Source organism: Cellulosimicrobium sp. SH8, from assembly GCF_025818875.1.
Taxonomy (GTDB): domain Bacteria; phylum Actinomycetota; class Actinomycetes; order Actinomycetales; family Cellulomonadaceae; genus Cellulosimicrobium; species Cellulosimicrobium cellulans_D.
This window is the reverse complement of record NZ_JAMXMH010000001.1, coordinates 119,465-133,692: the sequence shown is the minus strand read 5'-3', so window position 1 is coordinate 133,692 and position 14,228 is coordinate 119,465. Positions and strand designations below refer to the sequence as shown.

Here is a 14,228-nt window from a genome sequence, read left to right as displayed (position 1 = left end):
CACGGGCGAGGCCGCCACCGCAGCCAAGACCGACACGCAGCGCCCTGACCAGCACCTTCACCTTCTTCGTCCCGACGACGCCGTCCCCCCGGGCGGGCACGTCGCCATCCTCGCGGGCGGCCTCTCCCACGAGCGCGAGGTCTCGCTGCGGTCGGGGCGCCGCGTCGCCGAGAGTCTGCGTGCCGCCGGCCTCGAGGTGACGGTCCACGACGTCGACGCCGATCTCCTCCCGTTCCTCGCCGCGTCCCGTCCCGACGTGGTGTGGCCGCTCCTGCACGGCGCGAGCGGTGAGGACGGATCGATCCGCGACGTGCTCGAGCTCGTCGGTGTGCCGTACGTGGGCACCGGGCCGCGGGAGAGCCGCGCGGCCTGGAGCAAGCCGGTCGCGAAGAGCGTCGTGCTGGGTGCAGGCCTGTGCACGCCCGAGTACGTGACCCTCCCCCAGAGTCTGTTCCGGGAGCTCGGCGCCCAGCCCGTCCTGGACGCCGTCGTCGCGCGGCTGGGCCTCCCTCTCGTCGTCAAGCCCACGCACGGCGGTTCGGCGCTCGGCGTCACCCTCGTCGAGCGTGCCGACCAGCTCCCGCGCGCCATGGTGGACTGCTTCGCCTACGGCGACGTCGCCCTGATCGAACGTGCCGTGCGCGGTGTAGAGCTCGCAGTCAGCGTCGTCGACCTCGGTCAGGGCCCGGAGGCGCTGCCGCCGGTCGAGATCGTCACGACCGGCCCGTACGACTTCGACGCGCGGTACAACCCCGGCCGGACCGAGTACTTCGCTCCGGCGCGCCTCGACGACGACGTGCTGGGCATCGTCCGCGAGGTGGCGGTCCGCGCGCACGTCGCGCTCGGCCTGCGCGACCTGTCCCGCACCGACGTCATCCTCGACCCGGACGGCGTCGTGCAGTTCCTCGAGGTCAACGTCGCACCGGGCATGACCGAGACGTCCCTCCTCCCCCAGGCCGCGCGGGCTGCCGGCCTCGACCTGGGTCATCTCTACCGCTCGCTCGTCAACGCCCACGTGCGCCACTGAGCCTCGTCGCGTGCCGCATGCGCGACGGCACGCCATGTTTCACGTGGAACGTCGGGTCGACGTCGACGACCGCCCGGCTCGTCCGGCCGCCCTCGATCCTCGTCGTCGACACCGACCCCTCGGGTGATACGGAGGGCGACTCGGCATGTCGGCTCACTGGGAGAGGGCACGATCGGCGCATGACGGGGCTCACGCTTTCGGGCGAATGGTGGCTTTGTCCTGGCTCGGGACGACGTTCGGACCGCAACTGTGTCGCGGTGCTCCGCGAGTTGGAGCTGGAACTGAGCCCCGACCACGAGCTGGCCGGCAGGATCGCAGGTATCGAGGCCCGGTTCCGGTCCTCCGACGACGTCGTCGTCAGGCTGGTCGACGAGACGTTCGCACTGGTCCGCCCGACCTGGACAGGTCGTGTCGAGAGTCCACCGTGGCCGGCGTGGACCCGACTCGGCGATGCGGCAGCGGCCTCTGAGGCGATCACACAGTGGGAGAAGTGGCGTTGAGTCCTCGGCGAGCCCTCCGTCGCGCGGTCACGTGAAGAGGGCGGCAGGGGACCGCCCCCGAACGTCGGGCCATCGTGATCCTGTCCTTGAGGCCATCGGTCCTCGCCACTGATTGAACAGGTGACCGGACTGCCCGACCATGTCGCGCTGTATGTCGGTCGCCCGGTCGTGCCCCTGCGGGCGACCACGTGTGCGCGACGTGATCGGGTCTTCCTGCTGGTCGAACGCTTCATTGGTCACGGCTCGGAGTCCGCGCCGAAGCAGCGTGCTCCGCTTCCTGACGAACGGTCGTGCCGCCTCCCCGCACACCGTTGTCGGGCATTCTCCGGATCGCGCGACGCCGAGTCGAGGAAGTGCGATGGTCGGCAGGAATCAACTCCACGGTTCACCCATCGAGCGACGCGTCCGGGGAGGCGGCCAGCCTGACGCTGACCTCATCCGTCGACGGCACCGTTGACGCATGCCCGTCAGGCCGCCGTGCGGCCGTCCGATGCGGTCATGCGTGGGCCACGGTGGATGAATCCGGGCCACACGATGCTCGTCCTACGACGACAACGGCCCCGAGTGCTCCGCCGGGCGGTTCGCGTTGGTGGCGCATTCTGTCCTGAACGACGCCCGAGCGGCGTGTGCGGCACTTTCACGGAAGCAGGATTGCGCGCGGATGGCTCGCGGAGCTGCTGCAGCTTTCGGCACTCCGGCGTCGGTCGCGGTCCCACTCCTCAACCATGCCGGGGCGACCCGGTGGCGCTGGAAGCATGCTCGTTTCACGTGAAACGCCGTGCCCTTGCTGGTGCAGGCCTCTGGGGCGCGACGTTTCACGTGGAACATGCTTCTCCCCGCGCGTACCCCACTCTGTCTCGTGATGTGCGAGCGGTGCCCCGCGCGACAACCGTCTTCCCCGTCGTCCCCGAACCGTAGGGCTCTGCGATTGCGGCGCGCCGTCTGTGGGATCAGTGAGCGAAGGCCTCCGCGCCGTCGACACGCACGCGAGGCGATCGATGAGGTAGCGGATACCGCCTCGCGCTCCATGGACGTTCCACGTGAAACGTTGCCGCGCTGGCGGGCGCGGTGCGCACGTGTGCCGAGAACCGGGCGGTCGGGCGCACCGGTCGAGAGCTCGGCTGGTCGAGAGCTCGGCTGGTCGAGAACTCGGCCCCGCAGTCCCGCCGGACACCTCATTGGTGCGCGTGATCGCCGTCGTGACCTCCTCGCACGGAGGGCACCGCGACGCCCCTCCCCCGCGTACCGACCACGTGTACCGCCGGCACCGGAATCACCGCCAGCGCGTGCCGTGGCGCACACGACATGCAGGGAGCCCGCCTCGTGGCGGCGCAGCATGAGGCCGGGACCACCGCGGATACTCACGAGCACCTCATGGCGGTCCCGGCCGGGTTCCGACGTCGCCTCGCACGTCGGCAGTGCGCATCTGGCTACTTGCGCAGGAGGCCCGGGTCTTCCGGGGCCATCACGTCCAGAATCCGGTTCAAGTCCTCGACCGACGCGAACTCGACCGTGAGGCGCCCCTTGTTCTTGCCGAGGTCGACCTTGACCCGCGTCTCGAAGCGGTCCGAGAGTCGATGCGCGAGCTCGTCGATCGCCGCAGACCGTTGACCCGCCCGCGGGGCGCGCGGCGCGCGACGCTCACCGTCCAGTCCGCCCATCGCGACGATCTCCTCCGTCGCGCGGACCGAGAGCCCTTCGGCGACGATCCGCTGGGCGAGACGTTCGATGTCCGCGCCGTCAGTGAGGCCCAGGAGAGCGCGGGCGTGACCGGCGGAGAGGACGCCTGCCGCGACTCGTCGCTGCACGAGGGGCGGCAGACGCAGCAGCCGGAGGGTGTTCGAGATCTGCGGGCGACTGCGCGAGATCCGCTCAGCGAGTTCCTCATGCGTGCAGCCAAAGTCGTCGAGCAGCTGACGGTACGCCGCTGCCTCTTCCAGGGGGTTGAGTGCGCTGCGGTGCAGGTTCTCGAGAAGCGCGTCGCGCAGCAGGTCGGCGTCGTCCGTCTCGCGGATGATCGCGGGAATGACGTCGAGACCGGCGGCTTGCGTCGCGCGCCACCGCCGCTCGCCCATGATCAGCTCGAAGGAGCCGTCCTCTCCGGGGACCGGTCGAACGACGATCGGCTGAAGAACGCCGATCTCGCGAATCGATCCCACCAGCTCCTCGAGGTCACCCTCGTCGAAGACGGTGCGCGGCTGACGGGGGTTCGGACGGATCGAGGCTGTCGGCACCTCGGCGAAGCGTGCCCCAGGGACGGGGACGAGGTCGGCAGCGGCGCTGCCTGCCCATTCCTCAGTGACGGCATCCTCGTCATCGGCGGGAGACTCCAGGGTCGACTTCGCGTCAGACGCCGCCGATCCCTCTCCGTTCTCGGGCTGAGGCGCCGTTTCACGTGAAACCTCGTCGTCCGCGCTGTCGGCGGGACGTGGCGTCGCGCCGTCACCGTCTGTTGAGGTCACCTGCGCGTCCGACCGCTCGTCCTCAACGTCGCTCGCACCGAGCGATCCACGCGCGCCCGTACTCAGCGCGTCCAGCTCGGCAAGGTCGTGCGCGGACAGCGACGTCAAAGAGTCCAGATCGGCCGGGCCCGATCCGGCGTCAGCGACAAGCGTCACGACCGGAGCGGGACCAGCGCCGTTCTCGGCCGCACCGCGGTCCTCCACCGGCGCTGCGAGCGCGTCCTCGCTCGAGGCGTCGTCGTGCACCGGCTCCTCGGTCGGGCTCGGGAAGAAGACGTCGACTGGGCGCTTCCCCTCCGAACTGGTCGGGATCAGAGCACCCAGCCCTCGACCGAGCCCTCGACGCTTCTCGCTCATCGCAGTTCCTCCTGCCGCAGGCCGGGACCACCGATGGTGCCGGCAAACTCGTGTTCGGTTCGGACCGTCGGGGACAAGCTGTCAGGCACAGGAGTGGAGTCCTGCTCCTGCGCCGAGTCCCGCCCAGACAGAGCGTCGAGGTCGCGATCGTCGGGCCTGTTCGCGCCGCGTTGCGTCAGCTCACGCGCCGCCTCCAGGTACGCGAGCGCACCCGTCGAGCCAGGATCGTAGGTCATGACCGTCTGCCCGTGACTCGGTGCCTCGGAGATCCGCACCGAGCGCGGGACTGTGGTCCGCAGTGTCTGGTCGGGGAAGTGCTCCCGGACCTCCGCCGCGACCTGCTGCGCAAGGTTGGTGCGCCCGTCGTACATCGTGAGAAGGATCGTCGAGACGTGCAGACCGGGGTTCAGGTGCGACTTGATGAGCTCGATCGTCTTCAGGAGCTGGCTCAGGCCCTCCAGTGCGTAGTACTCGCACTGGATCGGGATGAGCACCTCGCGTCCGACGACGAAGGCGTTGACGGTCAGGAGGCCCAGGCTCGGGGGGCAGTCGACCAAGACGTAGTCGATGGGTGCCAAGCCCTCTCGTTCCCGCCCAGCCAGGTACTCGTCGAGCGCGCGACGGAGCCGTGTTTCACGTGAAACGAGCGAGACCAGTTCGATCTCAGCCCCTGACAGATCGATCGTCGCCGGCACGCACCAGAGGGTGGGAATGTCCGGGCACTGCTGGACCGCGCTGGCGAGGGGGTCTCCGTCGACCAGGACCTCGTAGACCGACGGTGTCCCGGCGCGGTGTTCGACACCGAGCGCCGTCGAGGCGTTTCCCTGGGGGTCGTTGTCGATGACGAGGACGTTGAGACCCGCCAGCGCGAGGCCTGCCGCGAGGTTGACGGTCGTGGTGGTCTTCCCCACGCCGCCCTTCTGGTTCGCCACGGTGATGATCCGCGTCGACACTGGCCGTGGGAATCGCCGACCCTGGAGGTCGATGCGACGCCGAGCATCTTCGGCGAGCTGAGCGGCGAGCGGTGTCGACTCGTCCGTGTCCGGCAAGCTCGCCATCAGCGCTGCTCGCCGGTCATCCTCGTTGCCGGTGCTTCGGGCCCCTCCCCTGTCCTCCGAGAGAGACGTCGCCGACCGATCCTGGAGCTCTCCAGGGTCGACAGGGCTTTCCGTCACGCGCCTCATCCTCTCCGTCGTCGCGTCCCAGCATGCGCCGTCCGGCCCACTCATCGGTGGATGTCGGGCGCTCGTCATGCCCGTGTCTTCAGTACATCCGTACTGACGTCAGGGGCGGTTTCAGCGTGCCCCAGTCTGCCGCACGATGCGCACGACCGTGGTGGTCTCCACACCAGGAATCGTGGGTGCGTCCACGATCTCGGGTTCGCCCCCCTTGAGCCGTCGAAGTACCTTCCGGGCGGGCTCGATCTCTCGCGCCACGTTGCGGCCCTTCAGGACGATCATCTCGCCACCCGGTCGCACCAACGGCAACGAGAGCCGCGCCAGCTTGTCCAGTGCTGCTACGGCGCGAGAGGTCACGGCGTCACACTCGAACGCACCGTGGTACTCCTCCGCACGGCCACGCTTCACCTCGACGTTCGCGAGGCCCAGATCCGCTGCGATCTCCGACAACCAGGCACATCGCCGCTCCATCGGCTCGACCAGGTAGACGGAGGCTTGCGGGCGCATCGCGGCGATCACGATCCCTGGAAGGCCCGCCCCCGATCCGATGTCCGCGAGGAGACCGGTCTTCGGGAGGAACGGGACGACCGCCGCGGAGTTCAGGATGTGCCGGTCCCAGATACGTGGGACCTCGCGCGGTCCGATGAGACCCCGCAGTTCACCCTCCTCACGGAGGCGGTCCGCGAACCGTTCAACGGTCGGGAACGACGCGCCGAAATACTCGGTCAGCGCCTCCCGCGAGATCTGCGGTTCGGCGTCGCCGTCAGCCAGGCCGTGCATCGGCTCCTCTGTCTCCTCGTGATGGGGCACGCCACATCGTTTCACGTGAAACGCCCGACGGCGTGCCCGATCACCAGGTGATCCCGTCGACCGTGCCACTCTCCAGGCCGCGCGCGCCCAGCCAGCGCCGCCAGGCCTCTGCCACCGACACGACACCGGCTTCTCGGGTGCCGTACAAGACGTTCGCCCCCCGTTTCACGTGAAACGGGGGGCGAAGGGCGTCCGACACGAGACTGCGTCAGTCGGCGGGGTAGATCACCACGTAGCGCTGGGGCTCCACGCCCTCGGAGTCGCTCCGCAGACCGGCCGCGGCCACCGCGTCGTGGATCACCTTGCGCTCGAATGCGTTCAGCGGCTCCAGCGAGACCTTCACCCCGTCGGACCGAACGCGCGAGATCGCGTCCTCGGCCTGTGCGGTGAGCTCACGGCGACGAGCAGCACGGAAGCCGGCGACGTCCAGCATCAGTCGACTCCGCTCCCCGGTCCGCGCCTGGACGGCGAGTCGGGTCAACTCCTGGAGCGCGTCGAGGACGTCACCGTCGTCACCGACGAGGGAACGCAGTGCCGCGGGGTCGTCGGCGACGATCTCGACGGCCGCGCGGTCGTGCTCGACGTCGATGTCGATGTCACCGTCGAGGTCGGCGATGTCGAGCAGCTCCTCGAGGTAGTCCGCCGCGATCTCACCCTCCTCTTCCAGGCTGGTGGTCTCGCGCGTCGACTCGTCGGTGGCGGCCTCTTCGGGCGCAGGGGTCTCTGTAGGCGTCATGACGGTGCTCCTCACGGCGGGCGCGCTCGGGCGCGGGTCTACTTCTGCTTCTTCTTCTTGGGCGCGGGCTTGGGCGTCTCGGGCGACGACGAGCGCTTCCCACCGCCGTTCGACCCGGCCTTGTCGTCGACGACGGGCGCGTCCTCCACCGGTGCGTCCTCAACTCCCAGGTCGGAGGTCCCGGCGGGACGCGCCACACCCTTCTGGCGATCCTTGCGCTTCGGCTGCTGGCGCTGGCCGCGAGGCTGCTCGATGACGGGCGTGGAGTCCTCGACGATGCCCTTCGCGGCCTTCTTCCGGGCCTGACGCTCCTTGAGCAGGCGCTCGGCCTCGGAGCCCGGTGCAGGCATCCGCCGGATCGTGTAGAACTGCTGCCCCATCGACCAGAGGTTCGTCGTCGTCCAGTAGACGAGCACACCGACGGGGAAGTTGACGCCCGAGACGGCGAAGATGAACGGGAAGACGTAGAGCATCATCTTCTGCGTCGACGCCATCGGGCCCTCGAGCGCCGCCTTCGGCATGTTCTTCATCGTGAGCTGACGCTGCGTGAAGAAGGTCGTCGCACACATCGCGACGATGAGCACGGCGATGACGATCTTCGTCTGCAGGTCGTTCGTCTGAAGGAAGACGTCGGACAGCTTCGCACCGAAGACGGACGAGCTCTCGATGTCGCTCGCGACGGCGGAGTTGATCGGACCGATCGGGTCATCCGTACCGTTGGAGATCGGCACCAGGCCGTTCAGGACACGGAAGAGCGCGAAGAAGATCGGCGACTGCAGCAGGATCGGCATGCACGACGCGAAGGGGTTCGTCCCGTGCTTGCGGTACAGGTCCATGGTCTCGCGGCTCATGGCCTCGCGGGACGCCGGGTCCGTCTTCCCCTTGTACTTCTTCTGGATCGCCTGCATCTCGGGCTGCAGCATCTGCATCCCGCGCGAGGCCTTGATCTGCTTGAAGAACAGCGGGATCAGCAGGATACGGATGATGATGACCAGGCCGACGATCGACAGCACCCATGCCGGGCCCGGACCGTCGGAGAACCCCAGGTACGTCAGGCCCTGGTGGCACAGGTACATGATCCAGGCGACTACCCACTCGATGGGGTAGAGGATCGCGAAGAAGTCCATCGGTGACTGCTCCCTCAACTTCGGACAAAGCTTGTGAATCGCCCGTGATCGGGCTGCGGTCTAGTGCGTGTGTCGTGCCGGCGGAACGTCGTCGACCCCACCGAGGCTCCAGGGGTTGCAGCGCAGCAGCCGCCAGAGGGCGAGGCCCGTTCCGCGCAGCGCGCCATGACGACGCACCGCCGTGAGGGCGTACTGGGAGCAGGACGGGTAGTACTTGCACGTGGGCCCCGTCATCGGGGAGATCACCGACTGGTAGGCCCGGATCATGCCGATGAGAGTGAGCGCGGGGACGCGGCGCAGGACGGCGACGACGCGGCGCACGATGCCGGGAGCTCCGCGGCCGTCGGCATCCTCGGGGGACGTGACGCCGGGACCGTCGACCGGGTGCGTGGTCGTCATCGATCCACGCCCGCGCGCTCTTGGAGGCGCTGCACGGCGCGATCGAGACCGCTGTCGAGGTCGGCGCTCAGGACGGCGAAGGACGCGGCGGCGGCGGAGGGGAGCGCGCGGACGACGGCGCGCCCGTGCGCGGGCAGCATGTCGAGGCGTGACGCGGTCGCGGCACGCAGACGACGCTTCACGAGGTTGCGGTGCACCGCGTTCCCCACCGCCTTGGAGACGACGAAGCCGACCTGTGGCTGCGCGTCCCCCTCACGATCCTCCGAGAGGTGCACGACCACGGTCGACCTACCCGCACGCACGCCGCGGCGCACCGCCCGCTCGAAATCGACGGAACGGCGCAGTCGGTGCGCCGCGGGGAGCACGTGGGATCAGGCAGAGAGCTCGCTGCGGCCCTTGCGACGGCGGGCAGCCAGGATGGCGCGGCCGGCACGGGTCCGCATGCGCAGCCGGAAGCCGTGGGTCTTCGCCCGGCGCCGGTTGTTCGGCTGGAAGGTCCGCTTGCTCACGAGGTACTCCAAGAACGTCGGGGAGGTACACCGTCTATGTCCTCGACGATGCAGTGACAGGTTCCGGTTGGAGCCTGTCGGTGGTTCAGGTGGTGCGCCGTGCGGTCGCCCGCTCGGGTCGTCGTCCAGGCACGCAGATCGAGTGGGCCATTGCTGGGGCACCGGATCCTTGCAGGCAGCTCACGACGCGAGGCCTCGTGTCGAGTCTCCTCCACGCGGGCGCGCCAAGATCACCTGGAACGGCTGTCTGACGTTACGCTGAGCGACCCCTCCAGGTCAAACCAGGACGGGTGAGGTGTGCCCCCGGACGAGCACCGCAGCGTCGAGGCGCCACCGGCACCGGAACGGCGCTGAGACCATGCTCACCCTATAACCCACAGCCTGTGGACAACTATGTGGACGAGGGGTTCCCATGGCACGATCGACCTCAGCATCACCACACCCGTGACCTTTCTTCGTCGGCGCACCCCGCCCGGCCCGTCAGCGCGCGCTCGACGGTCGGCACCGCGCGCCGACGCACACCCTCGACCTGTGAGGAACTGCCCGTGGCCAACCCGGACGAGAACATCGCCGACGTCTGGGCGCAGACCCTGAGCATCCTCGAGGCGAGCCCGGACATCACGCCGCGGCAGATCGCGTTCATCCGGCTCGCCAAGCCCCTCGCGATCCTCGACGACACGGTCTTCATCGCGGTGCCGCACGAGCAGACCCGGACGTATCTCGAGACCCGCGTGCGCGACGAGCTCGTGACGGCGATGTCCTCCTGCCTCGGCCGCGACGTCCGCTTCGGCATCACGGTCGACCCTGAGCTCAGCTCGGACCCGGTCGTGGCACCTGCCTCACGCCCCGCCGTGGAGCGGCCGTACATCGAGCCGGACGACGGCCTGCCCGACCTCCCGCCCCCTCCCCCGCCTCGCCCGCAGGCCGAGCCGAGCCGGCTCAACCCCAAGTACGTCTTCGAGACGTTCGTCATCGGGTCGTCGAACAGGTTCGCGCACGCCGCGGCCGTCGCCGTCGCAGAGGCGCCCGCCAAGGCCTACAACCCCCTGTTCATCTACGGGGACTCGGGCCTCGGCAAGACGCACCTGCTGCACGCGATCGGCCACTACGCGCACAACCTCTACCCCAACGTCCGCGTGCGCTACGTGAACTCCGAGGAGTTCACCAACGACTTCATCAACTCGATCGGCGAGGGCAAGGCCGGTGCGTTCCAGCGCCGCTACCGGGACGTCGACGTCCTCCTCATCGACGACATCCAGTTCCTCCAGGGCAAGGAACAGACGATGGAGGAGTTCTTCCACACCTTCAACGCCCTCCACAACGCCAACAAGCAGGTCGTCATCACCTCGGACCTGCCGCCCAAGCAGCTCAACGGGTTCGAGGACCGGCTCCGCTCGCGGTTCGAGTGGGGCCTCATCACCGACGTGCAGCCGCCGGACCTCGAGACGCGCATCGCGATCCTCCGCAAGAAGGCGTCGAACGAGCGGCTCGCGGCCCCGGACGACGTCCTCTCCTACATCGGCTCTCGCATCTCGACGAACATCCGCGAGCTCGAGGGCGCGCTGATCCGCGTGACGGCCTTCGCGAACCTCAACCGCCAGCAGGTCGACCTCCCGCTCGCCGAGATCGTCCTCAAGGACCTCATCACCGACGAGGACAGCGCAGAGATCACCCCCGCCGCGATCATCGCCCAGACGGCCGCGTACTTCGGCCTGACGATCGACGACCTCTGCGGGAGCTCGCGCTCGCGCGTCCTCGTCACCGCGCGGCAGATCGCCATGTACCTGTGCCGTGAGCTGACCGATCTCTCGCTGCCGAAGATCGGCCAGCAGTTCGGTGGCCGCGACCACACGACGGTCATGCACGCGAACCGCAAGATCACGGAGCAGATGGCGGAGCGACGGTCCACCTACAACCAGGTCACCGAGCTGACGAGCAGGATCAAGCAGCAGCGCCGGGGCTGAGGCCCGTCGCCGTGGGCGGCCCGTACCCACCACCGCCCGCCCATGGAGTCCGGTCCGGGCTGTCGACAGGCACCCGTGTCGGGGACGGCGCGTGCCCCGGAACACCGTGCCGTGTCGTCCTCCGCACAGATCCACAGAGATGCCCACCGAGGTGCATCAACCTGTGGATACCGCTCGCCAGAGCGTCTCCGCGCGGTCAACGGCTCCTCCAGCACCGTGTCGTACACAGCGTGTGGGTCGAGTTGTCCACAGTCATCCACAAGGCGCCTGTGAGTTGTGACATTGGCGTGATCCAGGGATCGACGATCGACCACAGCGCTCGGCAGCGTTCCGCAACCCGCGGAGTGACGAGGGTTTTCCCCGGGATAGCTGTGGAAACGATGCACCGTGCACAGTCTGTGGACGGCTCTCCGATGACACGGTTGTGCATGCGTCTGTGGATAACTGTGGACGACGGGCCCTCAGGTGTGGATGACATGGCACCCGTCGGTGGACGACGTGTGGGGACAGATCAGTTGCCCACAGGGCGTGCGACTTTCCCACAGCGGGACCACCAGCTCGTCCACACGCGGTTTCGGCCTCTGACCTGCGATGACACCTGTTTTCCACGCATTCCACAACCCCTATGACGACGACGAAAGTGTTATCAAGGGGGAATTCCACACGCCTTCATCAGGCTCCGACGGCCGACGTGCGCCACCGCTCCGACAACCCTGCCCGACGGTCCCACCGGCGACCAGCGGATCGCCCGTCGGCACACCGCGGACGCTCGCGACGATGCCCTGACGACGTCGGTGCACAGGACTGTCCCCAGCGACGTCGTTCCAGTTCCTCCCGACCGCCTCCTCGCGTAGGGTTCATGCACGACACGTGTGCGCGGACCTGCGACCCGAGCTCCTCGCGTCCCCCGCCACGGGCCTTCCCTCGAGCGGTCAGGACGTCCTCAGCCCGACGACGAGCCGTGCGCCGAGGCGCAGCCGGACGGCACATGTGAAGATCGAGTCCGATCAGGACGTTGGGACGAGAGGGTGTGGGATGAAGTTCCGGGTTGAGCGTGATGTCCTGGCCGACGCGGTGACCTGGACGGCGCGGACCCTGCCGACCCGCCCGCCCGCCCCGGTGCTCGCCGGTGTACGGCTCGAGGCGGACGCGTCCGGGACGATCGGCCTGTCGAGCTTCGACTACGAGGTCTCGGCCCGCTCGGAGATCCCCGCCGAGGTGAGCGAGCCTGGCACGGTGCTCGTGTCCGGGCGTCTGCTCGCCGAGATCTCCCGCGCGCTCCCGGCGAAGCCGGTCGACGTCGTCCTCGAGGGCAACAAGGTCACGGTGACCTGCGGAGCGAGCCGCTTCACGCTGCTCACCATGCCTGTGGACGAGTACCCCGCCCTGCCCGCGATGCCCGAGCTCACGGGAACGGTCTCGGGCGACGAGCTGACGAACGCCGTCGCACAGGTCACGGTGGCGGCGAGCCGCGACGACACCCTTCCCCTGCTCACCGGGGTCCGGGTCGAGATCGAGGGCGAGAAGATCACGCTCCTCGCCACCGACCGCTACCGCCTCGCGCTCCGGGAGCTCACCTGGACGCCGGTCACCCCCAGCTACTCGGCGGTGGCGCTCGTCCGTGCCCGCACGCTCAACGACGTGGCCAAGTCGCTCGGCAGCTCGGGCCTCGTGAACGTCGGCCTGAACACCGGCGCCGGGGTGGACCTCGTCGGCTTCGAGGCGGGCGGTCGCCACACGACGTCGCAGCTCGTCGACGGCGACTACCCCGCCGTGCGCCGGCTGTTCCCCGACGAGACCCCGATCCACGCTGTCGTCCCGACGGCGCCGCTCATCGACGCCGCCAAGCGTGTGTCGCTCGTCGCGGAGCGCAACACCCCGATCCGGCTGTCGTTCACGGACGGGCAGGTCGTGCTCGACGCGGGCCAGGGCGACGACGCGCAGGCGTCCGAGGCGCTGGAGGCCGTGCTCGTGGGCGAGGACATCTCGGTGGCCTTCAACCCGCAGTTCCTCCTCGACGGACTCGGGGCCCTCGGGACGGACTTCGTGCGCCTGAGCTTCACGCACCCGAACAAGCCCGTGGAGTTCACCGGGCAGGACTCGCTGGACGGCGAGGACTCGTCGCACTACCGCTACCTGCTCGTGCCGATCCGCTTCGCGGGCTGACACCGCGAGGACCGCTCTCGCACCACCGCCTCGACCTCATCACCGCACCCCGGAGGACTCGCATGGTCACGCGCATCGGACTTGTCGGCCTGGGCAAGATGGGCAACAACATGCGGGCGCGCATCCGTGCCGCCGGCATCGAGGTGGTGGGCTACGACCCGCGGCCCGAGGTGTCGGACGTCGCGACCCTCGCCGAGCTCGTCGCGGCCCTGCCCGACGACGGTCCGCGCATCGTGTGGGTCATGGTCCCCGCGGGAGAGCCGACCCGGGGCGTGGTGACGGAGCTCGGCGACCTGCTCGGCGCGGGCGACTTCGTCATCGAGGGCGGCAACTCGTACTACGCCGAGGACCAGGCGCGCGCCGCCGAGCTGAGCGAGAAGGGCGTGGGGTACCTCGACGTCGGCGTCTCGGGCGGAGTCTGGGGCCTCGAGAACGGCTACGGCCTCATGGTCGGCGGCGACCGCACGCACGTCGAGGCCGCCATGCCGGTCTTCGACGCCCTGCGCCCGGAGGGTCCCCGCGAGGAGGGCTTCGTCCACGCGGGCGAGGTCGGCGCGGGCCACTTCGCGAAGATGGTCCACAACGGCATCGAGTACGGGCTCATGCAGGCGTACGCAGAGGGCTACGAGCTCCTCGCCGCGAAGGGCGAGCTCGTCAAGGACGTGCACGGCACGATGAAGGCGTGGACGCGCGGCACGGTCGTGCGGTCCTGGCTCCTCGACCTCTTCGTCAAGGCGCTCGAGGAGGACCCGCAGCTCGCCGCGATCGACGACTGGGTCGACGACTCCGGCGAGGGCCGGTGGACGGTCGACGAGGCCATCGACAACGCCGTGCCGCTGCCCGTCATCTCAGCCGCGCTGTTCGCGCGCTTCGCCTCGCGTCAGGAGCAGTCCCCGGCGCTCAAGGCCGTCGCGGCGCTGCGTCAGCAGTTCGGCGGGCACGCGGTGAAGGCCGCCGACCCGGCCTGACCGGTCGGCCGACCCTCCCCCGGCA

The 14,228-nt window shown here is 69.1% G+C and carries 13 protein-coding genes; 5 read left to right on the top strand and 8 right to left on the bottom strand.

The features are described from left to right. The first annotated feature begins 106 nt into the window (after positions 1 to 106). Positions 107 to 1,027, top strand: coding sequence for a D-alanine--D-alanine ligase (locus NF338_RS00590; RefSeq protein WP_264029370.1), 921 nt, complete (start codon positions 107 to 109; stop codon positions 1,025 to 1,027). Positions 1,028 to 1,206: 179 nt separating this feature from the next. Beyond that, positions 1,207 to 1,527, top strand: coding sequence for a hypothetical protein (locus tag NF338_RS00585; protein WP_264028997.1), 321 nt, complete (start codon positions 1,207 to 1,209; stop codon positions 1,525 to 1,527). 1,430 nt (positions 1,528 to 2,957) lie between these two features. On the opposite strand, the gene NF338_RS00580 is transcribed toward NF338_RS00585, so the two are convergent. The 8 genes from NF338_RS00580 to rpmH form a co-directional block, all read right to left on the bottom strand. Further along, on the bottom strand, positions 2,958 to 4,346 hold the full coding sequence (locus NF338_RS00580; RefSeq protein WP_264028996.1) for a ParB/RepB/Spo0J family partition protein: 1,389 nt from the start codon (positions 4,344 to 4,346) through the stop codon (positions 2,958 to 2,960). After that, on the bottom strand, positions 4,343 to 5,521 hold the full coding sequence (locus tag NF338_RS00575) for a ParA family protein (RefSeq protein WP_318782930.1): 1,179 nt from the start codon (positions 5,519 to 5,521) through the stop codon (positions 4,343 to 4,345). Before NF338_RS00575 ends, NF338_RS00580 begins: the two co-directional genes overlap by 4 nt. A 120-nt stretch (positions 5,522 to 5,641) precedes the next feature. Next, positions 5,642 to 6,304, bottom strand: a complete 663-nt coding sequence (rsmG, locus tag NF338_RS00570; RefSeq protein WP_412845932.1) for a 16S rRNA (guanine(527)-N(7))-methyltransferase RsmG — start codon at positions 6,302 to 6,304, stop codon at positions 5,642 to 5,644. 238 nt (positions 6,305 to 6,542) lie between these two features. After that, positions 6,543 to 7,070 (bottom strand): protein jag, encoded by a 528-nt coding sequence (locus NF338_RS00565; RefSeq protein ID WP_264028994.1) that lies wholly within the window; start codon positions 7,068 to 7,070, stop codon positions 6,543 to 6,545. A 38-nt stretch (positions 7,071 to 7,108) separates the two neighbouring features. Next, positions 7,109 to 8,197, bottom strand: coding sequence for a membrane protein insertase YidC (yidC, locus tag NF338_RS00560; protein ID WP_264028993.1), 1,089 nt, complete (start codon positions 8,195 to 8,197; stop codon positions 7,109 to 7,111). A 60-nt stretch (positions 8,198 to 8,257) separates the two neighbouring features. Continuing rightward, on the bottom strand, positions 8,258 to 8,596 hold the full coding sequence (gene yidD / locus NF338_RS20950) for a membrane protein insertion efficiency factor YidD (RefSeq protein WP_318782929.1): 339 nt from the start codon (positions 8,594 to 8,596) through the stop codon (positions 8,258 to 8,260). Then, positions 8,593 to 8,961, bottom strand: a complete 369-nt coding sequence (rnpA, locus tag NF338_RS00550; RefSeq protein ID WP_264028992.1) for a ribonuclease P protein component — start codon at positions 8,959 to 8,961, stop codon at positions 8,593 to 8,595. The genes yidD and rnpA overlap by 4 nt, the downstream gene beginning before the upstream one ends. 6 nt (positions 8,962 to 8,967) lie before the next feature. Continuing rightward, positions 8,968 to 9,105 (bottom strand): 50S ribosomal protein L34, encoded by a 138-nt coding sequence (rpmH, locus tag NF338_RS00545; RefSeq protein ID WP_013885212.1) that lies wholly within the window; start codon positions 9,103 to 9,105, stop codon positions 8,968 to 8,970. 545 nt (positions 9,106 to 9,650) lie between these two features. Between rpmH and dnaA the strand changes: the two genes are divergently transcribed. The 3 genes from dnaA (at position 9,651) to gnd (ending at position 14,203) form a co-directional block, all read left to right on the top strand. Beyond that, positions 9,651 to 11,069, top strand: a complete 1,419-nt coding sequence (dnaA, locus tag NF338_RS00540; RefSeq protein WP_087470426.1) for a chromosomal replication initiator protein DnaA — start codon at positions 9,651 to 9,653, stop codon at positions 11,067 to 11,069. Between the two features lie 1,035 nt (positions 11,070 to 12,104). After that, positions 12,105 to 13,235, top strand: coding sequence for a DNA polymerase III subunit beta (gene dnaN / locus NF338_RS00535; protein WP_204538545.1), 1,131 nt, complete (start codon positions 12,105 to 12,107; stop codon positions 13,233 to 13,235). 62 nt (positions 13,236 to 13,297) lie between these two features. After that, positions 13,298 to 14,203 (top strand): phosphogluconate dehydrogenase (NAD(+)-dependent, decarboxylating), encoded by a 906-nt coding sequence (gene gnd, locus NF338_RS00530; protein WP_264028991.1) that lies wholly within the window; start codon positions 13,298 to 13,300, stop codon positions 14,201 to 14,203. The last annotated feature ends 25 nt before the right edge of the window (positions 14,204 to 14,228 follow it).